Raw genomic sequence first — 20,280 nt, forward strand, 5'->3', positions numbered from 1 at the left:
GCGGCCTCGGCCGGAAACTGCGAGAGCTGGGTTGTGCTGTCAGGTGGCCTGGACTCCGGCGGCCTTCGCGGCCTTGGAATCCGCTACGACAGTATCTCCGGCCTCGTCGATGCTGAGCGCGCCGGTCATGATGGCGACGACCTCGGCCATGGAGTAGTCGGACGGCTTGATCACGGCAGCGCGTCGGCCCAGCCGGTGGACGTGGATCCGGTCGGCGATCTCGAAGACGTGGGGCATGTTGTGGCTGATCAGAACGACCGGCATGCCCTTGTCGCGAACGCGGCGGATGAGGTCCAGGACCTGACCGGACTCCTTGACGCCGAGGGCTGCGGTGGGCTCGTCCATGACGACGACGCTGCGGGCCCAGGCGACGGAACGGGCGACCGCAACGGCCTGCCGCTGTCCGCCGGAGAGCGTCTCCACCGACTGCGTCAGCGAGCGCAGGCCGATCTTCAGGTCGGCCATGTGCTCGGCGGCCTCCTGCCGCATCCGCTTCTTGTCCAGCATGCGGAAGACACTGCCGAGCACGCCGGGACGGCGGAGCTCACGCCCGAGGAACATGTTCGAGGCGATATCCATGGAGGCCGCCACGGCGAGGTCCTGATAGACCGTCTCGATGCCGTGGGCGCGGGCACTTTGCGGGCCGGAGAAGGTGATGGGCTCCCCGTTGAGGCGTATCTCGCCGGCGTCGGGGACCACCGCGCCGGTGAGGGCCTTGATCAGGCTGGTTTTGCCGGCGCCGTTGTCGCCGATGACGGCGAGGACCTCGCCGGGGAGCAGGTCGAAGTCGGCGCCGTCGATGGCGGTGACGTGGCCGTAGCGCTTGACCAGACCACGGGCCTGCAGAACGGGCGTGGGGGAAGTGGTGGCGGTCATTGGGCCTTCTTCCGGGAGAGCTGGTCGACGGTCACCGCGAGGATCACCAGAACACCGGTGATCAGGGTCTGGTAGATGGAGGCGACGCCCATCAGTTGGAGGCCGTTGCGGAAGACGCCGACGATGAGAACGCCGATGAAGGTGCCCAGGACCGATCCGCGTCCGCCGAAGAGGCTGGTGCCGCCGAGGACCACGGCGGTGATGCTGTCGAGGTTGTCGGTCTGTCCCGCCTGGGGGTCGCCGACTCCGGTGCGGGAGATGAGCAGCAGGGCGGCGATCCCGTACAGCAGACCCGCCACGGTGTAGATGCCGATCGTCAGCCGGGAGGTGCGGATACCGTTCAGCCGCGCCGCTTCCTGGCTGTTGCCCAGGGCGTAGACGTGCCGGCCCCAGCCGGTGCTGCTCAGCGCGTAGGCGAGCAGGAGGAACAGGGCGATGGTGACCAGGGAGCCGTAGGTGATGTCGGTGTGGCCGAGCGGGAAGGTCTGCCCGAGGGCCGTCAGCGGGCCGGGCAGGTTGGTGACCGTCTGCTCCTCGGAGTAGATGTGGGTCAGCGCGAACGCCACGTTGAGCATGCCGAGGGTGACGATGAACGGCGGCAGCGGGATCTTCTGCACCAGCAGCCCGTTGAGCAGCCCGAAGCCCGCGCAGACCGCTATGCCCAGCGCGATGGCGACGAGCGGCGGCAGGGAGCCCTCGGCGGCCATCTTGGCGATCACGATGCTGCCGAATGCCATCACGGCTCCGCAGGACAGGTCGATGCCCGCGGTGAGGATGATCAGGGTCTGTCCGATGGCGAGGGTGCCGACGACCATCACCTGCTGCACGATCAGCGAGAAGTTGCCGCCGGTGAGGAACTGGTCGGTCGAGAGGGCGAAGAAGGCGCAGGCGAGAAGGAGGGCGACCAGAGGGCCGGTGGTCGGTGCCGTGAGCAGTCTGCGGGCCGTGGTCGGCGCTTTGAGCTCGGCGTACGGCGTGGTCGTGGCTGTCATGCGAAGTCCTTGTCGGAAGACAGAAGTCCCGGTGGGAGGACAAGGGGGCGGCCGTCCCCGGTCGGGGAGGTGGGGCCGGCCGCCCCGCTGAGGGGTTTGGAAATGGCGGCCAGGGGCGGGTGAGCGGCTCAGCCCCAGCAGTTGTCCAGGCCGTAGGCGGTGTCCTTCGACGTGACCCCGCCCTGCGCCTTGTCGGTGATCAGCGTGACGCCGGTGTCGGTGTAACCGGACGCTTTCTTGCCGTCCTTGGCGTACGTCACGACGGCCTTGACGCCCTCGGCGGCCATCTTCAGCGGGTACTGCTGCGAAGTCGCGGCGATCTTGCCGTCCTTGACGGCCTGGGTGCCGGTGCAGCCGCCGTCGACCGAGACGATCAGGACGTCCTTCTCCCGGCCCTTGGCCTTCAGCGCGGTGTACGCACCCAGGGCCGCCGGTTCGTTGATGGTGTAGACGACGTTGATGCCGGGCGCCTTCTGCAGGCAGTTCTCCATCGCGGTCTGGCCCTTGGCCTGGTCGCCACCCGTGTCCTGGGCGCACACGACGTCCTTGTCGGTGGCGCCGAAGCCCTTCAGGAATCCGTTGTGCCGCTGGACGCCGACGGAGACACCCGGCGCGAGGTCGAGGGCGGCTATCTTCGCCGTCTTGCCCTTCATGGCGGCCTTGGCGTACTCGCCGATCAGCTGGCCGGCCTTGAGGTTGTCGGTGGCGAAGAGGGCGTCGACCGCGCTCTCCGGCTCGGTCGGGGTGTCCAGGGCGATGACCAGGACACCCTTGGCGCGGGCTTTCTGGATCGCGGGCACGATCGCCTTGGAGTCGCTCGGGGTGATCAGGATGCCCTTCACGCCGGCGGCGACCATGTTCTCGATGGCCGTGACCTGACCTGCGTTGTCCCCGTCGAACCTGCCTGCCGCGGTGGACAGTTGGGCGCCGTTCTCCTTGGCGGCCTTCTCCGCGCCCTCCTTCATCTTCACGAAGAACGGGTTGGTGTCGGTCTTGGTGATCAGACCGACCTTGACGCTGCCCGATCCGGTGCTCGCGGTGCCCGATCCCGATCCGGATCCACAGGCGGTCAGGGCGAGGGCTGCGACACCCGTGCAGGCAGCGGCTCTGAGCAAGGGGGAGGGCAGACGAGAGATGCGTGACATGAACGACTCCTGCGGGATTGCGGGCGAACGGCCGGCATCGGGGCATGCCGTCCCTCGGTGTCATCGTTGACTTATGTCATCGTTGACACTGCTTGGCGAGGATGATGGACTCCGTTCCCCGGCAACGTCAATGCCTTGCACCCGTCACAAATCGGCAACGCCCGCGGCCGTCGCCCGCCCGAAGCCGTCCACCGGCTGCCCGGGACGTGCTTGTTTCTGTCCGCGCATTCCGAGAGAAGAGCAGCCCATGAGCCCGCGCCAGATCACCGTCCTGGGGGAGTGCGTCGCGGACGCCTTCACCGAACCCGCAAGTGTCCCGGATGAGCTCGCCCTGCGGGTGCTGCCCGGTGGCGGACCTGCGAACACGGCGGTGGCCCTGGCCAGGCTGGGTACCCCGGCCCGCTTCCTGGCACGCCTGTCCGGCGATGTGTTCGGCCGCCTGTTCCGGGCCCATCTCGAGGCGTCCGGCGTGGACCTGTCGTACGCCGTCGCGGCCGCCGAGCCCAGCACGCTGGCTGTTGCCGAACTGGACGCCGAGGGTCAGGCTGCGTTCTCCTTCCATGCGCAGGCCACCGCCGACTGGCAGTGGACCAGTGCGGAGCTGGCCGGCGTTGACCTGGCCGACACCGCCTGTGCGCACACCGGCTCGCTGGCCCTGGTCAAGGAGCCCGGAGCGGCCGTGCTGGAGGACTTCCTGGCTGCCGCCGCGCCTCGGGCCACGATCAGCATCGACCCCAACGTCCGCCCGCTCCTGGTGCACCCCGAGGTCTACCGCGCCCGGCTGGCGCACTGGTGTGCCCTCGCGGATGTACTGCGGCTGAGCGAGGACGACCTGGAACTCCTCCTGCCCGGAACACCGCCCGAGCAGGCGTGCGACATCTGGCATGCCGCCGGTGCGCGGCTCGTCGTGATCACACGCGGTGCCGACGGCGCCCTGGCCTCACTCGACGGGGAGCGGGTGCAGGTGCCCGCGGTGGCGACGCCGGTCGTCGACACGGTCGGTGCAGGTGACTCTTTCACCGCGGGACTGCTGCACCACCTGGGCACCCACGGACTCCTCGGCGGCAGGCTGACGGACCTGCGTCTCGGCGATGTCGAGGCAGCCTGCCTGTTCGCCGCGCAGGTCGCGGCCCTGACCTGCGCGGTTGCCGGCCCCAACCCGCCGTGGCCGAACCAGTTGGCGCAGTTCGCGACCGTCGGCGACGCCTGATGGTCTGTCGGTCCGCACCGGAGCAATCGCGCCCGAACCGTTGACGCACTGGCCGGATTGCGCTTCATAATCGGACACTCGATGTCATCGATGACACAAGTCGACGATGACACCCCTGGTCGGCGGCGTGGACGCCGGCCTCGGCCCGGGGCTTTCGGTCCGTCCGCGCCGGGGCCGCGGTCACCGCTGCGCGGATAGCCGGGGGACAAGGAGACATCCTGAGCCCTGTACGCGTAACCCGGCATGCCCGCACGCGAGGGATCGGCTCGGTGAATCTGGACAAGGCCGTCGCCTGGCACCTCGACTTCGCTCACTGACAAGGACACGAAACCGTGAAGAAGACCCTGCTCGCCGAGTTCACCGCCCGAGAGGGAGCGGAGGACGAGGTTGCCCGCCTGATCCAGGACTACGCCCTGAAGGTGCGGGAAGAGGAAGGCAACCTGGCCTTCGACGTCTACACCAAGGCGGCAAACCCGCGCGGATACTGGATCTTCGAGGTCTACCGGGACGAGGACGCCTTCAAGACACACCTGGACGCCCCGTACGGTGCCCCGTTCAACGCCGCCCTCACCCCGCTGATCGAGGAGGACGCCTCCGTACTGACGTTCCTCGATCCGCTGGCCACGCATCCGTAACGGGCGCTGAACACCGGCGGCGACCCGGAGCTGGAGCGTAGAAAGATCGGACTGCTGTTCCAACTCCGGGTCGACGGGGTTTGTACGCGTGCATGTACCACCGGGTCGTGGAGGTGCCGGAGCAGTTGTGGCGGAACGGCCCGCCGCGCTCTGCTTTGCTGGTCAGTCGTGCTCTGCCGCGCCTGGCCGGCGCGGCAGAGCACGACAGGGCCTGCGGTCAGCTGATCGCGGCGGCGAAGATGTGCATCCGCTCGATGTTGGGGAGACCGACGAAGGCGACCTGCTTGCCCTCGGTCAGCGGGACCGTCGTCGCGTAGAGGCTCACGTTGTTGCTCAGCGGCCCCGTGGCTGTGTCCAGGTAGGGGGCAGGGGGCACCCGGCCTTGGGTCAAGCCCCGTGCACGGATGGGGCTCACCTCTGTACAGGTTCGCCGATCCTCGGCTTCCCTCTCCTTGTGCTGGGCCACACCGTATGCGGACCACGGACCCTGATGGACTGGGCAGCGGGTGGGGCACGGGCACCTTCTGATCCGTAGTCGTGCCCTGCCCTGCCCCGTGCCGTCTTCACCTCCGACCTCTTCGCGACCGGCAACGACCGCGACAACCGCGCCGCCGTCCGGGCCGTGCCGACGGAGGAGCTGGACCTGATGAGGCTGGCGGTGTACGGGCCGCGGAACGCGGTGGACAAGGTGCTGAAAGACGCGCGGATATAGACGTGACTGAATCTGCACAGCGAATGCGCAACTGCGGCACGGGTGCGTCCTGTTGGTGCGGAGTTGTCCTGGTCGGAGCCGCCGTGGCAATAGCTGTCGGTTTCCTGTGCGGGGCTGCATGTAGAGAAACTGCCCTCGATTCGTGTGCATGCGTGCACGGATGAGTAGTCGACTGTTTCAACTGCCTTGCTGGGAGCAGCGACCGACTGGATGCCGGGCACGCTCCGTGATTTGATCCTTCGCGCCGCCGGGATCGCGCCAAGACGTCCGGAAACGGATGGCGCGCGCCTGCGGTCGCGGCCCACCGGCTTGGCCGCTCCCCCCTGTGGAACATCCATACGAAGGGCAGTTTCATCATGAACTCCGCTCCCCAGGTTCAGACCCTTGAAATCTCTGACGCCGAGCTCGACACCGTCTCCGGCGGCCTGAGCCCGCAGGTCGGCATCGCCGCCGGCCCCACGGCGATCAGCAGCTCGGACCTCGTGGCTCAGTTCGGCGCGGTCAAGGACGGGGTCCTGGACACCGTCGGCCAGTACCACCAGGTCGGCGTCGCTGTCTCCTTCTGATCGTCAGATCGCGGGACTTCCTCATCGCGGGATCGCTGATACCGGCAGCCTGACCGCCGATCGGCGTCCACAGCGACAAGCCCCCTACCCGCGGGTCCTCGCTGGTAGGGGGCTTGATCGTTAGGGGTTGCTTCTTCTTGCCCTGGGCCTTGCCGGGGATGTTGGTGGCCTGGGTTTTCGCAGTTCAGGGCGGGTCTCGTCTGCGGTTGAGCGGTCGTCATTGGTCGTCGTTGGTCCCTGTTGAGCGACCTCGGACGGCCCAGCCATGGAGTACATGGTCGGCGTCGTACCAGCCGGCGTCGGGGTCAGCGGCGACCTCGGGACCGTTCGTCCGGCGGCCGCGGGAGAACCTGCGGACCGGTATGGCGTCCACGCCCAGGGAGACCTCCGCCAACTCGCTCGGCAGGCTGTGGAGAGGGCGTACGGAGGCGCCCAGGGGGGTGATCAAGCGTTTTGGCGCGTAGGGATCTGACGAGCAGTCAGTTGGCCTGGTTTGAGCCGTCGTTGCCGGTGGGCAAGAAGTCGGGCCGGCCGCCGGCGCGGTCGCGTCGGCAGCTGATCGACGGCATACGGCGGCGGACCATGGCGCCGGAATGCGCGGGCTTCCCCAGTGGCACTGCTTGGGGAACGGGACAAGCATGGAAATAGGGGCTGGACCACTGGAGTCATGCCTATAGAGGGGTTCTCATGCCGATACACACGCATTCCGTCCTGTTGGATCCGCTGACCGATCGGGGTACCGCTTTCACGGCGGAGGAGCGGGAGCGCCTCGGGCTGGCAGGCCGGTTGCCGGACGCTGTGCTCACCCTTGACCAGCAGGCGCTTCGTGCCTACGAGCAGTTGCAGCAGGAGCTGACCGATCTGGCGAAGTTCATCAATCTTGAGCAGGTACACGACCGCAATGAGGTGCTGTACTACCGGCTGCTGCAAGATCACCTCGCCGAGTTGCTGCCGGTCGTCTACGACCCGACCGTGGGTGAGGCGATCAAGCGGTACAGCCACGAGTACCGGAGCCCGCGCGGGGTGTTCTTGTCCATCGACCGGCCGCAGGATGTGCGCAGCTCATTCGAGGCACTTCAGCTCCACCGGGATGAGGTCGATCTGGTGGTGGTCACCGACGCCGAGGAGATCCTGGGTATCGGCGACTGGGGTGTGCAGGGCATCCAGATCTCGGTGGGCAAGCTCGCCGTTTACACCGCTGCGGCGGGGCTGCATCCCGCCCGCTGCGTGCCGGTCGTCATGGACGTCGGCACCGACAACGAGAACCTGCTGAATGATCCCCTCTACCTGGGCGTGCGCCACAGTCGGGTGCGTGGGAATCCGTACGACTCGTTCATCGAGAACTATCTGGAGACGGTCTCAGAGCTGTATCCGAACGCACTGCTGCATTTCGAGGACTTCGGGCCGGGCAATGCCCGACGCATCCTGGAGACGTACGGGGACCGCTATCGGATGTTCAACGACGACATGCAGGGCACCGGGGCGATCACCCTGGCCGCTGCGGTGTCGGCCTTGAAGATCACCGGCGAGTCCTTCCGTGACCAGCGCGTCGTGGTCTTCGGCGCCGGCACGGCCGGGGTGGGCATTGCCGACCAGCTGCGTGACGCGATGGTCCGCGACGGACTGGAGCCCAAGGAGGCCACCCGACGGGTGTGGCTGGTCGACAAGCAGGGGCTGCTGGTCGAGGGCATGCCGGACCTACGTGACTACCAGACCCCCTACGCACGGCCGGCCTCGGAGGTGCAGGGCTGGGCGGACGGAGACATCGACCTGCTCACCACCGCCCGGCACGTCCACCCCACCATCCTGATCGGCACCTCGACCACGCCGGGCACCTTCGACAAAGAGGTCGTCACCGCGATGGCCGAGCATGTCGAGCGGCCGATTATTTTCCCGCTGTCCAACCCCACGGAGAAGATCGAGGCCATGCCGGCCGACCTGCTGGCCTGGACCGACGGCAAGGTCCTGACGGCGACGGGCATCCCGGTCGACCCCGTCGAATACGGCGGAGTCCGCCACGTCATCGGGCAGGCCAACAACGCTCTGCTCTACCCCGGTCTGGGCCTGGGCACCGTCGTCGCCGGAGCTACACGGCTCACCGCCGGGATGCTGCTCGCCGCCGCGGAGGCGGTGGCTGGGCAGGTCGACGCCAGGGCCCCCGGCGCGCCACTGCTGCCGCCGGTGGCGAACCTGCGCGCTTCCTCGGCGACGGTAGCCGTGGCGGTAGTGCGTGCGGCCGTCCAGGACAACGTCGCCACCCGCCGGCCGACCGATCTGGTCCAGGCCGTGCAGGACACCATGTGGCAGCCGGTCTATGGACCGCTGTCCGAGAAGGAGGCGTCGCCATGACCTCCGGGCACCAGGACGCCGTCGTTGGGCAGCCGCCGAAGCTGCTGGACATCCCGATCGGCATCACTGCCACTGGCACCCGCCGCGAAACGGACTCGATGGGCGCCATCGAGGTGCCCGCCGACCGGTACTGGGGCGCCCAAACGCAGCGGTCCCTGATCCACTTCTCCATCGGCGACGACCGCATGCCGAAGGCCGTCTACCACGCGTACGGCTACGTCAAGAAGGCCGCCGCGCTCGTCAACGGGCGCGAGGGTCGCCTGCCCGGCTGGAAGGCCGATCTGATCGCTCGCGTCGCCGACGAGGTGATCTCCGGCTCGCTGGACGACCACTTCCCCCTGTACGTGTGGCAGACCGGGTCCGGCACGCAGAGCAACATGAACATCAACGAGGTCATCAGCAACCGGGCGATCCAGCTGGTCGGCGGCACGCTGGGGTCCAAGACGCCCATCCACCCCAACGACCACGTCAACATGGGACAGTCCTCCAACGACACCTTCCCCACCGCGATGCACATCGCCGCCGTCCGCCAGATCCACGAGCACATGCTCCCGAAGGTGAGGGACCTTCAACACGCCCTGGAAGCCAAGTCCCAAGCGTGGTGGGACATCGTCAAGATCGGACGCACCCACTTGGAGGACGCCGTCCCGCTGTCCGTAGGCCAGGAGTGGTCCGGCTACGCCGCCCAGGTCTCCGACGCCATCGACCGCATCGAGGCCACCCTGCCGGGACTGTACGAACTGGCTGTAGGAGGGACCGCGGTCGGCACCGGTCTCAACGCCCCCGAGGGCTTCGGTGCCCAGGTGACACAGGAGATCGCACAGCTGGCCGACTACCCGTTCGCCACGGCCTCCAACTCCTTTGCCGCCCAAGGCAGCCTGGATGCCATGGTGGCGGCTTCGGCCGGACTGAGGGCTCTCGCCGTGCCGCTGATGAAGATCGCCAACGACATCCGCTGGCTCGCCTCCGGCCCCCGCTGCGGCATCAGTGAACTCGCCCTGCCCGCCAACGAGCCAGGCAGTTCCATCATGCCCGGCAAGGTCAACCCGACCCAGTGCGAAGCGATGCTCATGGTCTGCATCCAAGTCCTGGCCGAGGACAGCGCCATCGCCTTCGCAGGCACCCAGGGCAACTTCGAACTCAATGCCATGCGGCCCGTCATCATCAACAACTTCCTGCACTCCGCCCGCATTCTCGGAGACGCCGGCGAGAAGCTGCGCACCTACTGCATCGAAGGCGTCGAGCTGCATCGCCGGCAGATCGACGACTACCTCTCCCGCTCCTTGATGCTCGTCACCGCACTCTCGCCGGAGATCGGCTACGACAAAGCCAGCCGGATCGCGCACAAGGCGGAGAACGAGGGGACCACACTGCGCGAAGCCGCCCTTGCCACCGGCTACATCACAGCACAGGACTTCGACCGGATCGTCGACCCCAAGAAAATGGTCCACCTCACGGCTGCTTCGTAGCGGACGGCAAGCTTGTCGTAGCGAGTCGCGACGGCCCGGTGCCCTGATCGACCGCCTTGTCCACCACGCCGAGGTCCACTCCCTCAAAGGCGACTCATTCCGCATGCGAGGACGCGAACTCGGACGCGTCCCCGCCGCTACCGACAACGACTGAAACGACCGAACCGAAGACACCCGGGTCAGATTTCACCTGTCCAGACTGGGTCCAGGTTCAGCCGCCGCCGACACATCGGGCTGTCCGCTCACGCATCACTCACGCGCTGTCGGCTGCTGAGCAGCGCGTGGGTCAGATCTGGTCGAGGTCGATCTCCACCGCGAAGGGGGCCGCTGCCTTGAGGACGCCGGTGAACACGTCTCCGTCCCGGTAGGTCTTCGTCGCGGGGTCGAGAACGTAGGTGTACACGAGAGGAACGCCTGTTGCGGCCTGCTCGATCCTCCAGTAGAAGCCGATGCCTGCCTTGGCGTACTGGTCGACCTTCACGATCCGGTCGGTGGTCTCCGAGCCTGGCGACACCACCTCCGCGACCAGCAGCACGTGCTCAGGGCGGGTGGGGGTGATGTCGATAGTGTCTGCGCGGTACACGACAACGTCCGGGCGGCGATTAGTGAGAGGGACGTCCTGAAGTCGGACGTCGAAGTCCGTGTCGGCGTTCCACTCCGGGCCCGCGGCGGCATCCAGGGCGTTCGCCAGAATCCGGGCCAGCCGGTTGTGCCGCTTGGACGCACTCGGACTCACGACGACCATCCCGTCCACGATCTCGATACCGGCGCACTGTTCCTCGGACCAGGACTCGTACTCCTCCGCCGTGATCTGCTCATGCATCCACGCCGGGGCCACCATTTCGGCCGTCATGAAGCACCTCCCGGACACTGTGCTGCGGGCCCGATCCCGCTGGATTCAGCGTACTGTCTGCCCTCCGTCCGGCACGCTGATCTCGCTCACACCCCTCCCCGTCGGCCGGCATCCGACCAGCGAGCCCACGACAAGTGAGGAACCAGCGTCGGCCTGCGGAACGTCCCGGTCGGCAGCCGCGGCCTCGTCGAGGGACCGTACGGGGCGTTCACGGCTCATCACGAGTTCCACGTGGGCTCCGTGGTGGCAGGAAGCTCAGCCCTTGTTCGGTCCGCAAGGCGTACGTCGTCCTCAGCCGCGTTCTCGGCTACGCGGTCAAGGCCCGTCGTCTGGCGGTCCACCGGGCTCACTGCCTGACCACGGCTTCAGGAATCGGAGGCCGCACCCTGCTCGTCACCTTCAACAAGGCGCTCGTTTCCTACCTTGGGCATGGTCATGCCGCCACCGAACCTGTAGATCGAGACGTACCACGCGTTCGCACGCGGCTCCGGCGGTCGGCTTGACCACCCGTAACGGAGGGCGCCCGTCGGTGGACGGCCAGCGGGCAGTCGGCGAGTCGCCGGAGTCAGGTGCGGGTGGCGTCTCGTCAGACCTTCTCGACTCGCACGGAGTGTCCCGCGAGGAGTTGATTCATCTCGTCGGTGTCGGAGGTGAAGACGGTTGCCTCAGCTCCCTGCACGGCTTCCCGCCCGGCCACAGCCGCCAGAATTGCGTCGATGGCGTACTTGTGCCCATGCAGCCCGGCTGTCTTCAGCATGTCGCGTGCCATGGCGATCACCTGGTCGTCCGTGTGCACGACGCGGATCCGGGACGACGTCCAGTTCCACAGTGCCTGCCTCGACGTTTCGCGGGGGTCCCATGCTTCCAAGGTCGTGAGCGCTGAGGTGACGATTGGAATGTCGAGCCGAGGAGCGGTCTTGATCAGCGCAGTTATCTCCCGATCGCCCTGAACTGCCTTGGAGAGAGCCTCGGAGCCGAACACGAAGACGCGCTGTCGCGGGCGGTGCAGCTTCGCCTGGGCGGTGCGGCTCACGCGGCCTCGTCCGAATGTGATCGCTGCTCGTCATGCCAGCCGTCAATGGCGGCGATGCGGTCCAGCGCTGCCTGCTGCTCGTCGTCCGTCACGCCGCCGTGCTCTTCCTCGAGTCGTCCGGCCAGCTCGCGCAGTCGGTCCATGGCGTCCTGATGAGCGGCAGCGGCCGCGATGTAGCCGGACACCCCGCGTGCGTCGACGCGCTCCTTGATCGATTCCACCAGCTCTTCCGGCACGGTGATGGTGATCTTCCGGGTTGCCATACTTTAAGTATGCCATGTCTGACTGGCTCGGAGCCCGTGCCGGAGCATATAGATCCGTTGGGGGAAATTCGGGAGATCAACTCTCCGCCCGCTCACGCAAAACGGCCCCGGACCGGGAAGTCCGAGGCCGACTACGAGGGATGACACGGCGCCCGCCCGGGCCGGGCCGAGCCGACCCGCGGCGCAACAGACCTGCGGGGCGATGATCGACATGCCTGCGCCCGTGCAGGCGAAGCCGATCAGCCTCGCCGGCGGGCGGTCGACCAGCAGGGACGTCCTCATCCCGATCGAGGCCAGGGCGCCGCAGAAGCGTACGAGCGCCACCGAGCCGAACCGGGCCGTGAGTCGGTCGTCGAGCAGTCGTCAGCGACCTGCCCGACGACCGGTAGGCCCTGATCGAGCGCAAGTCATGCGTTCAGTGGTCGGCGGGAACCCTGCCCGCGCCTCCGTCATCAAACCGGGTGAACGCGGTCCTCTCCGGGGTCCTGCATCATCCCACTCGTCCAAGGGGGACGATTAACGCACAGTTTAATCACATCATATGCATGCATATTACCATTTTTTGAATTATCAAGTTTTTTCATCAGGTCGGCGTCATATGCCAGACGGGAGCGAGGAACGGTGCGGAAGAGTCGGGGCAGGTTGTACGCGTCGGTGACGGGGATGGTTGCGGTGGCCGTTGCAGTCGCTGGCTGCGGTGCGGGCGGCGGCAACGGAACCGGTCACGCCGCCCGCACCTCGCAGTCCGCCGCACCAAAAGCCACCGCGGGCAACATTCCTCGCGCTGCTGACGTCGCGGCCTGGCACAGGTGGGGCCTGACACCGCTGCGGACCGCCCCGCAGCCGCCGGCTGACAAGGCGGTGAAGCTCTCCGCCACCGGAACCGTTCCGGTCTTCACCCACATACCGACCTCGCAGAAGGTCGTCTTCATCACGGTGGACGACGGCCTGGAGAAGGATCCCAAGTTCATCAAGATGATGCGGGACCTGAAGGTCCCGATCACGATGTTCCTGATGAACGACGCCATCAAGTCGGGCTACGCATACTTCAAACCGCTGCAGCAGCTGGGCAATCACATACAGAACCACACCCTGCACCATCCCGTCATGAGTTCCCTTCCTCTGGCCCGTCAGAAGGAAGAGGTGTGCGGAGACCAGAAGGTCCTCACCAAGGAGTACGGCACCGCCCCACTGCTGTTCCGGCCGCCCTACGGCGCGTACGACAGCAACACCAAGACCGCGGTCGGGGAGTGCGGGCCCCGTGCGATCGTGTGGTGGCGGGAGTCCATGCAGATTCGCAACATGCAGTACCAGACGGCAGACAAGAAGTTGCGCGACGGTGACATCATCCTCGCCCACTTTCGGGGGCCCTCCGAGCTCAAAGGCCACACGATGACGCAGATGTTCGCCAACCTGCTCAGGCTCATCCAAGAGCAAGGGTTCGCCGTGGCACGACTGGAGGACTACATCCAGCCACCGGTCGGCTGAATCCCGGAGAGCTGAAAGTCATGTTCCGCGATGCGCTGATCCACCCAACTCTCCGTCCGCTCACGCGCCGCTCACGCAAACGGCCCCGGACGAGGAGTCCGAGGCCGAATAAAGCGCCTCCCTGGGCGAAAAATTCCAGGTCAGCGGCGTAACGCGTTGTGCCCCGGCAGGATTCGAACCTGCGACACCCGCTTTAGGAGTTTTCCCTGGGTAGAGCTGTGACCTGCGGAAATGTCGAGCGCAGTGTGTCCCGCCCGGGAAAACGCCCCTCCGTAGTTCTCAGCTGTCCACGAGGTTTCCCGTCCTCGTGTGTGCCGAATGTGTTCCGCAGGGATGCCTTCCTGGCAAGCTCCGAACGGGCGCGGCGGCATCCTGCGGGGCCGAGGCGGCGCGGCGCGGAGTGTCCTCGCGTCAGGTGAGGTCGGATAGATCCTCTTGGGTGAGGACTATCGACCTGGCGGCAGTGTTCTCCTCCAGGTGGGCGACGGAGCCGGTGCCGGGGATGGCCAGAGCGACCGGGGAAGAGGCGAGCAGCCAGGCCAGGGCGATCTGAGGGATCGTGACGCTATGCCGGTCCGCGACCTTGGCGATGCGGTCACCGGTGAGGTCGCTCAGGCCACCGCCCAGTGGGAAGAACGGCACGTAGGCGATGCCGGCGTCCTCGCAGACAGCCAGGACCTCCATGTCATCGCGCTTGGCGGCGTGGAAGTGGTTCTGGACGGCTGCGACGGGTGCGATCGCGCGGGCCTCGGCGAGGTGGCCGGCGTCGACGTTGCTCAGACCGAGATGGCGGATCAGGCCCTCCTCGCGCAACGCGGCCAATGCCTCGAAGCGTTCGGCGACGGATTCGCCGTGCGGCGGCGGCATGATGCCCCCGATGCGCAGATAGACCAGATCGAGGCGATCCACACCGAGGGTTTCGAGGTTCTCCTCGACCATCGGTCGCAGGACCGAGGGATCGGTGGTTGTGGCCAAGCCGCCGTCGGGGGTGCGGGCCGGGCCGACCTTGGTGGCGATGACCAGGTCGGCCGGGTAGGGGTGAAGGGCTTCCCGGATCAGGGCGTTGGCACGAACGGTGCCGTCGCCGCTGGTGTAGAAGACGGCGGTGTCGATGTGGTTGACGCCCAGCTCCACGGCACGGCGCAGGACGGCGCGACCGGTTCCGGGATCGCGCGCCGGACCATGGAAGCTGTTCGTGGGCAGGCGCATGGCCCCGAAGCCGATCCGGTTGATCAGCAGGTCGCCACCAAGGCGGAAGTCGTTTCTCATGGACTCAGCCTGGATGGCGGGGTGTTCGGGCCGCGAACCCGTGGCAGCTTGCTGCCATCGGGCAGAATGGCGGAGTGGCAGACATCGTGACGATCCGCGGTGACCTGGAACTCCTCGCTCGTACCGAGCATGTCTTCTCCTCTGTCCGCGAGGAGTTCATCTGTGTTGCTCGCGACCTCAACACCTGGTCCCGCCCCAAAGCCCGGCAGGCCGCCGGCGACCTACTCCGAAACAGGGACACTCGGCAGATCCGCAAGCTGTTCAGCCCGGCTTCGCTCGCCGACGAGCACAGCCGCGAGCACCTCAGCAAGCTCATCGACAAGGGCGCCCGGGTACGGATCGCCGCCACCGCTCTCCCTCACGAGACGATCGTCATCGACCGCCGGTTCGCGATCCTCGCCGGCTTGAACGCCCCCGGCGGCCGCGAATACACCCTGACCACCGCGCCCACCCTGGTCGGCGGCGTATACGCGCTGTTCGAAGCCGCCTGGGAGACCGCCACCGATCTCCAAGCCTTCCTACGCGGCGAGCACCCCCAGCTCGATGCCGAGAGCCGAACGGTCCTGCGCGCCCTAGGATCGGGCGCCACCGACGAGACAGCCGCGCGGGAGCTCGGCATGTCTTTGCGAACCTACCGTCGCCGGGTCGCCGGCCTACTCGACGCCCTCGACGCGGGCTCGCGGTTCCAGGCCGGGGTGCGCGCGGGCGAGATGGGATTGAGTGGCTGAGGGGTCGGCCAAGTATCCATCAGATAGAGCGCCCTCAGCTTGGGAAGCTCGTGTCCTCTGGCCTGGGTTGCCGTGCTGACCTGCGAATAAGGGCGCTGGCGCTCTGGCGGACCACCGTTCGATACCCCGGTGTTCCCCGTGGTTCCCCGCTGGATCTGGCACGCGTCTGGCACGGACCTCTTCGTCCCGAACTCTCGGCTGGGTGGTCATTCAGGCCTGCTGGGCTGGTCGATCGGCTGTAGAGGGGAGTTGAGGGTCAGTTGCGGTCGTTGAGGTTGCTGTACTTGGCTGCTGTACAGCGTCATCAACCTCACGGGCACGAGCGAGGTTGTTGCGAGCGGCGAGGGTGCGGGGGTGGTCGGAGCCAAGGAGGCGTTCGCGGACGGCCAGCACCCGCTCGCGCAGGTCGAGGGCTTCTTGGGTGCGCCCGGCGTCGCTGTAGGTGATGGCGAGGTTGTTGCGAGCGGCGAGGGTGCGGGGGTGGTCGGAGCCAAGGAGGCGTTCGCGGTCGGCCAGCACCTGCTCGTGCAGGTCGAGGGCTTCTTGGGTGCGCCCGGCGTCTCTGTAGGTGATGGCGAGGTTGTTGCGGGCGGCGAGTGTGTGGGGGTGGTCGGGGCCGAGCAGGCGTTCCATGTCGGCCAGCACCCGCTTATCGAGTTCAAGGGCTTCTTGGGTGCGCCCGGCGTCTCTGTAGGAGATGGCGAGGCTGCCGCGGGCGATGAGCGTGTCGGGGTGGTCGGGGCCGAGCAGGCGTTCCATGTCGGCCAGCACCCGCTCATCGAGTTCGAGGGCTTCTTGGGTGCGCCCGGCGTGGCTGTAGGAGTTGGCGAGTTTGCCGCGGGCGGCGAGAGTGTCGGGGTGGTCGGGGCCCAGGGTTTCGTAGCTTTGCTGAAGCATCCTTTGGTCGTATTCAACGGCCTGTTCGTAAAGGCCCACTGCCGTCAGGCTGCTGCTGACCCGGTAAACGCACGCATGTGGAGTGGGCTTCCACAAGCACGGGAAAGTGTGCTGGTCAAGCAGCATGGTGCTGGCGCGTAGGGTGGCGGATAGGTCTCGGTCGTTGTGGTCGAGGTCGGGCCAGAGGCTGAGGATCGCGTCAGCCGCCGTGCGTGCCATCGCGGGCAGGGCTTGCGGAGGGATCGTCTCGCGTATGGCCCGCGTGGTAAGTGCGTGGACGCGGATCGGCGCCTGGGCAGTGTCCTGGGCGATGAGGGCGTAGGTACGCAGGCACTCCAGCGCAGCGTGAATGTCCTGCTCGGTAACGGCCGGCTGGTGGCTGCGCAGCCAGCGACGACGGCCGGGCCGCGATGTGCGCAGATGTGCCCTCACGGGCGGCGTGGTCCACAGGCCGGTGGGGTGGCCGAGTGGGTCCATGAGCGCGATGAATTCCAGGAGCGGACGTGTGAGGCGGGTGGTGTCGGCGGCCTGCAAGGCGTTGAGGGAGACCAGGAGGGCCGTGGTGACAGGACGTCCGTAGCCCTCGGTATCGGCATTCGGCGGCATGAGTTCGCTCAGCTTGTTGCTGGTGTTGCAGAAACGCTCCAGATAGTCAGCGATTCCGCACCGCTTGTTGATCATGTAGGCGGCGGCGTGGCCAAGGGCCAGTGGCAGACGGCCGAGTTCCTCGGCAAGGCGGTCGGCCTGATCGGCGTCGTAGAGGTGGGGGTGTCCGGCGTCGGTGAGGCGGTGGTGAAGGTAGGCGCGGGCTTCCTCGATGGTGTAGAGGTCCAGGCGGATCAGCTTGCGACCCTGGCCGCTGAGCAGGGCGTCACTGCGCCGGGTCGTGGCGAGAATCCAGCCGTTGCGGTGGCTGCCGTCGGGCCACCAGGGATCGACGGCTTCCGGGTCGGTGATGTCGTCCAGCACGATCAGCCAACGCCGCTCGGTGGCAGGCAACCAGGCCAGGAATGCTTTGGCCGCGGCGGCGACATCGCCCGGGGCGCCGCCCGGAAGGCCAAGTCTGTCGGCGGCATCCGCATAGGCCGTGATGATCTGGTCGGGCTCGGTCGCATTCGCCCACACCAGGAGGTCCAATCCGCTGTATTGCGATCGTTCCTGGTCGCGCAGCTCACGTGCCAGCGCGGCGGCGAGTTGGCTCTTGCCGACCCCGCCGTCGCCAGCCAGCACTTGCGAGAGCACCACGCTGCCACCCACGGAGCGGGCCTGTGTGACGGCCTCGCGGGCCTGGGCGCGCGGCTGAAAGGCCGCGGCCAGCCGCGGAACGGTGCCCACCCATATCGGCCACTCGACCTCGGGCTCCCTCACCGGCGGCACCTGGACATTCACGTCACCCGTGATCTGGGTGACGTTCCCCTGCGTGCGGGCGCTCTGCCGCGTGCGGCGCTGGGCCCGGTCCTGCTTCACTGCTGCCGTCCCCCACTACGCCTACGCGCGGTTGCCGCCGACCTGGTCGATGTCACCGCCGCCGCGCGCCTTCTGCCGGATGCTCTCCGGCCGAACACGACGACGGGCCGCAGGCGTGCCACCTTGGTCGCCTCCCGTCTGCGTGATGTTCCCCTGCCCGCGCGCTGACTGCCGCACCCTGCGCGTGTAGGCGACCGTTGGGGCGGTACGGGCCTGGGACGCCCACCAGCCGACGGCCGCCAAAACACCGGCCGCAACTACTCCCGCGACGGGCCCGATGACCTCCCACGGGTCCTTGCCGCCGTCGGACAGCAACGCCCAGGGCACCGCGACAACGAAAAAGGCCAGAACCGAAGCGGCCACCGCCACAAACCACCGCACCACTGCCTGCATGCCAGCCCCCGAGACCCGTCCTCGCCAACGCGCCCTAGAACAGCCCATGCTGGCACGGAACGCCCCGCCTGCAGGCACACATGTAGGGAACCGATGCAGACAACGGGAGGCTGGTCCACGCGGTCGGCGGAACGACTTTGGCCTGGAGCTGCTTTGGCGCAAGTGATCATGGCCCCGTAAGCTTCCGGCGCGTCGGGCAGTCTGTGGACCTGCCCGGTGAAGCACGACGTTGGGGCCATGATCTTCGAGGCTCGCGCCAAAGTGGCTGGCTAAAGTCGTGGAGTCGGCCGCCCCAGCCGCGACGTACCCCTTGATGGAGAGAAGGTCTTATCCCGCTGGGATGAGGCGCTTGCCGTCGTGGCTGCGGACGTGGGGGCCGTTGTCGTCCAGGGCGTCGAGGAGCCCGACCGCGAAGACCTCGGACATGCGCTCGCTGACCTCGTCGGGGGTGAGCCGTACGAGGCACACGTCCGGCTCTACCTGGTGCCGCTCCTCGGCGCCAAGCGTCTGGAATCGCTCGGCGTCGCCGACGTCCGCCGCTTCCTCGTACGCCTGGAGAAGCAGACGACCGCCGCGACCGTCAAGGAATCGCACCGGGTGCTGCGCTCGGCCCTATCCGCCGCCTGCCGGGAGGAACTGATCACGCGCAACGTCGCCAAGCTCGTGGAGCCGCCCCGCACGGCCACGTCCGAGCTGCACCCATGGTCCCTGGACGAGACGCTCGACTTCCTCGCGGCGTCCCGGAAGGACCCGCTCTACGCGGCCTTCGTCCTCGCCATCGCCATGGGCCTCCGCCGGGGAGAGATCGTCGGTCTCCGGTGGTCGGACGTCGACCTCGACAGCCGCGTGCTCTACGTCCGCCATCAGGTGCAGCGTCGCCGTGGCGTCCTGTACGGCGACGACCCCAAGAGCCGCCGTCGCCGGGCCGTTCCGCTGCCCGCGCTGTGCATTGCTCCCTTGCGCTGGCACCGCCTGAAGCAGGCTGCGGCTCGCGCCAAGGCGGGGAAGAAGTGGCAGGACTCCGACTACGTCTTCGCCACGCGGACCGGCCGCCCCATCGAGCCGCGCAACCTCTACCGCTCCTTCACCCGGGTCGCCCAGTCCGCCGGACTCCGGGTGATCCGGCTGCACGACGCGCGCCACGGCACGGCCACGCTCCTCACGGCGGCCGGAGTCGCGCCCCGCGTGGTGATGGAGATCTTGGGCCATTCGCAGATCAGCATCACCATGGACGTGTACACGCACGTCGTGCAGGACACGCAGCGCGAAGCCATGAGCCACATGGACCGACTGCTCAGGAACCGGCGCCCCGGTCGTGAGTGATCGCCCGCGTTGATGTAAAAAGTAGATGTCAAAGGCCCCGGACCAAGATCGGTCCGGGGCCTTTTGCCTGGTGCCCCCGGCAGGATTCGAACCTGCGACACCCGCTTTAGGAGAGAGGCGGGGGGATCGCGCCGCTGACCTGGCGCTTCGACACCGGGCGCGGAGTGTGGAAACTCGACCGCGTGACGCCGCTGTTGACCGTGGCTGACCTCTGCATCTGGCACGGTTGTGGCACGAAGCTCGGCCAACGACAGTCAGCCACGACGGCGGGTGCGCCGGCCGACCAGGCACGCGTATGCCTCGCAGCAGCCCCACCAGCCTCAGCCACGCTACCCGTTTGTGCCCTCGACCGGAGTTGAGCGCGACGGCTCGCCCGGGAGGAAGCGTCTGACATGCTGCGCCCTCGGAGCTCTCAGCTTGGGAAGCTGAGGTGATCCAGGGCCGATCGCTCTGCTGACCTGGGGTGTTCGGCGCATACGAGCAGGGCCTCCTGAACAGCTCGTTGGTGTCTGGTCACCGAGCAGCAGGAGGCCCTGGTGCCGGTGCGTGAGCGCCGGTATCCGACCGATATGACGGACGGGGAGTGGGTCGTGGCCGGCAGATGCTGGACGC

Annotated in this window: 19 protein-coding genes, 1 tRNA gene and 1 pseudogene; 9 read left to right on the top strand and 12 right to left on the bottom strand. The window is 67.4% G+C overall.

Translation table 11 applies throughout. The features are described from left to right. Positions 1 to 39: 39 nt before the first annotated feature. From OG747_RS25680 to OG747_RS25690, 3 genes are all read right to left on the bottom strand, one after another. Positions 40 to 876, bottom strand: a complete 837-nt coding sequence (locus tag OG747_RS25680) for an ATP-binding cassette domain-containing protein (protein ID WP_101404508.1) — start codon at positions 874 to 876, stop codon at positions 40 to 42. Continuing rightward, positions 873 to 1,868, bottom strand: coding sequence for an ABC transporter permease (locus tag OG747_RS25685; protein ID WP_405881728.1), 996 nt, complete (start codon positions 1,866 to 1,868; stop codon positions 873 to 875). Before OG747_RS25685 ends, OG747_RS25680 begins: the two co-directional genes overlap by 4 nt. Positions 1,869 to 1,996: 128 nt before the next feature. After that, entirely contained in the window at positions 1,997 to 3,013 is a 1,017-nt protein-coding gene (locus OG747_RS25690; protein ID WP_405881730.1) for a sugar ABC transporter substrate-binding protein, read from the bottom strand. Positions 3,014 to 3,260: 247 nt separating this feature from the next. Here OG747_RS25690 and OG747_RS25695 point away from each other — a divergent pair, with 247 nt between their 5' ends. Together OG747_RS25695 and OG747_RS25700 are read left to right on the top strand one after the other, a co-directional pair. After that, positions 3,261 to 4,223, top strand: coding sequence for a carbohydrate kinase (locus OG747_RS25695; RefSeq protein ID WP_405881731.1), 963 nt, complete (start codon positions 3,261 to 3,263; stop codon positions 4,221 to 4,223). Positions 4,224 to 4,555: 332 nt separating this feature from the next. After that, complete coding sequence (locus OG747_RS25700; RefSeq protein WP_405881732.1) at positions 4,556 to 4,858, top strand: putative quinol monooxygenase; 303 nt, start codon at positions 4,556 to 4,558, stop codon at positions 4,856 to 4,858. A 217-nt stretch (positions 4,859 to 5,075) separates the two neighbouring features. Here the strand turns inward: OG747_RS25700 and OG747_RS25705 are convergent, their stop codons facing one another. Further along, positions 5,076 to 5,234: a hypothetical protein gene (locus OG747_RS25705; RefSeq protein WP_405881733.1), complete on the bottom strand. Its 159-nt coding sequence runs from the start codon at positions 5,232 to 5,234 to the stop codon at positions 5,076 to 5,078. A gap of 168 nt (positions 5,235 to 5,402) precedes the next feature. On the opposite strand from OG747_RS25705, the pseudogene OG747_RS25710 reads away from it, so the two are divergent. Both OG747_RS25710 and OG747_RS25715 read left to right on the top strand, forming a co-directional pair. Continuing rightward, positions 5,403 to 5,570, top strand: a pseudogene (locus OG747_RS25710) (DUF2000 family protein); the annotation flags it as partial. A 356-nt stretch (positions 5,571 to 5,926) separates the two neighbouring features. Further along, on the top strand, positions 5,927 to 6,136 hold the full coding sequence (locus OG747_RS25715; RefSeq protein WP_405881735.1) for a hypothetical protein: 210 nt from the start codon (positions 5,927 to 5,929) through the stop codon (positions 6,134 to 6,136). Positions 6,137 to 6,353: 217 nt separating this feature from the next. Here OG747_RS25715 and OG747_RS25720 read toward each other — a convergent pair whose 3' ends face one another. Beyond that, positions 6,354 to 6,584, bottom strand: coding sequence for a hypothetical protein (locus tag OG747_RS25720; protein WP_405881736.1), 231 nt, complete (start codon positions 6,582 to 6,584; stop codon positions 6,354 to 6,356). Between the two features lie 239 nt (positions 6,585 to 6,823). Between OG747_RS25720 and OG747_RS25725 the strand changes: the two genes are divergently transcribed. After that, complete coding sequence (locus OG747_RS25725; protein WP_405881738.1) at positions 6,824 to 8,485, top strand: NAD-dependent malic enzyme; 1,662 nt, start codon at positions 6,824 to 6,826, stop codon at positions 8,483 to 8,485. Continuing rightward, positions 8,482 to 9,954, top strand: a complete 1,473-nt coding sequence (fumC, locus tag OG747_RS25730) for a class II fumarate hydratase (protein ID WP_405881739.1) — start codon at positions 8,482 to 8,484, stop codon at positions 9,952 to 9,954. Before OG747_RS25725 ends, fumC begins: the two co-directional genes overlap by 4 nt. Positions 9,955 to 10,240: 286 nt before the next feature. Here fumC and OG747_RS25735 read toward each other — a convergent pair whose 3' ends face one another. The 3 genes from OG747_RS25735 to OG747_RS25745 all read right to left on the bottom strand — a co-directional run bounded on the left by OG747_RS25735 (position 10,241) and on the right by OG747_RS25745 (position 12,103). Then, the gene (locus tag OG747_RS25735) at positions 10,241 to 10,807 is read right to left on the bottom strand and encodes a Uma2 family endonuclease (protein WP_405881740.1); all 567 of its coding nucleotides are present in this window, start codon (positions 10,805 to 10,807) and stop codon (positions 10,241 to 10,243) included. Between the two features lie 586 nt (positions 10,808 to 11,393). Further along, positions 11,394 to 11,840 carry a hypothetical protein gene (locus OG747_RS25740; RefSeq protein WP_405881741.1) on the bottom strand — a complete coding sequence of 149 codons (447 nt, stop codon included), beginning with the start codon at positions 11,838 to 11,840 and terminating at the stop codon, positions 11,394 to 11,396. Continuing rightward, positions 11,837 to 12,103: a hypothetical protein gene (locus tag OG747_RS25745; RefSeq protein WP_405881742.1), complete on the bottom strand. Its 267-nt coding sequence runs from the start codon at positions 12,101 to 12,103 to the stop codon at positions 11,837 to 11,839. Before OG747_RS25745 ends, OG747_RS25740 begins: the two co-directional genes overlap by 4 nt. Positions 12,104 to 12,766: 663 nt before the next feature. On the opposite strand from OG747_RS25745, the gene OG747_RS25750 reads away from it, so the two are divergent. Continuing rightward, positions 12,767 to 13,591, top strand: coding sequence for a polysaccharide deacetylase family protein (locus OG747_RS25750; RefSeq protein WP_405885666.1), 825 nt, complete (start codon positions 12,767 to 12,769; stop codon positions 13,589 to 13,591). A gap of 411 nt (positions 13,592 to 14,002) precedes the next feature. Here OG747_RS25750 and OG747_RS25755 read toward each other — a convergent pair whose 3' ends face one another. Next, complete coding sequence (locus OG747_RS25755) at positions 14,003 to 14,860, bottom strand: aldo/keto reductase (RefSeq protein WP_405881743.1); 858 nt, start codon at positions 14,858 to 14,860, stop codon at positions 14,003 to 14,005. Positions 14,861 to 14,934: 74 nt separating this feature from the next. Between OG747_RS25755 and OG747_RS25760 the strand changes: the two genes are divergently transcribed. Further along, positions 14,935 to 15,588, top strand: a complete 654-nt coding sequence (locus OG747_RS25760; RefSeq protein WP_405881744.1) for a DNA-binding response regulator — start codon at positions 14,935 to 14,937, stop codon at positions 15,586 to 15,588. Between the two features lie 210 nt (positions 15,589 to 15,798). On the opposite strand, the gene fxsT is transcribed toward OG747_RS25760, so the two are convergent. Beyond that, positions 15,799 to 17,952 carry an FxSxx-COOH system tetratricopeptide repeat protein gene (gene fxsT / locus OG747_RS25765; RefSeq protein ID WP_405881745.1) on the bottom strand — a complete coding sequence of 718 codons (2,154 nt, stop codon included), beginning with the start codon at positions 17,950 to 17,952 and terminating at the stop codon, positions 15,799 to 15,801. A 21-nt stretch (positions 17,953 to 17,973) separates the two neighbouring features. Further along, positions 17,974 to 18,315, bottom strand: coding sequence for a hypothetical protein (locus OG747_RS25770; RefSeq protein ID WP_405881746.1), 342 nt, complete (start codon positions 18,313 to 18,315; stop codon positions 17,974 to 17,976). Positions 18,316 to 18,702: 387 nt separating this feature from the next. Here OG747_RS25770 and OG747_RS25775 point away from each other — a divergent pair, with 387 nt between their 5' ends. Then, the gene (locus OG747_RS25775; protein WP_405881747.1) at positions 18,703 to 19,668 is read left to right on the top strand and encodes a tyrosine-type recombinase/integrase; all 966 of its coding nucleotides are present in this window, start codon (positions 18,703 to 18,705) and stop codon (positions 19,666 to 19,668) included. 68 nt (positions 19,669 to 19,736) lie between these two features. Here the strand turns inward: OG747_RS25775 and OG747_RS25780 are convergent. Then, positions 19,737 to 19,812: transfer RNA gene (locus OG747_RS25780), tRNA-OTHER, on the bottom strand. Between the last annotated feature and the right edge of the window lie 468 nt (positions 19,813 to 20,280).

The organism is Streptomyces sp. NBC_01384, assembly GCF_045040035.1.
In the GTDB taxonomy this organism is placed as follows: domain Bacteria; phylum Actinomycetota; class Actinomycetes; order Streptomycetales; family Streptomycetaceae; genus Streptomyces.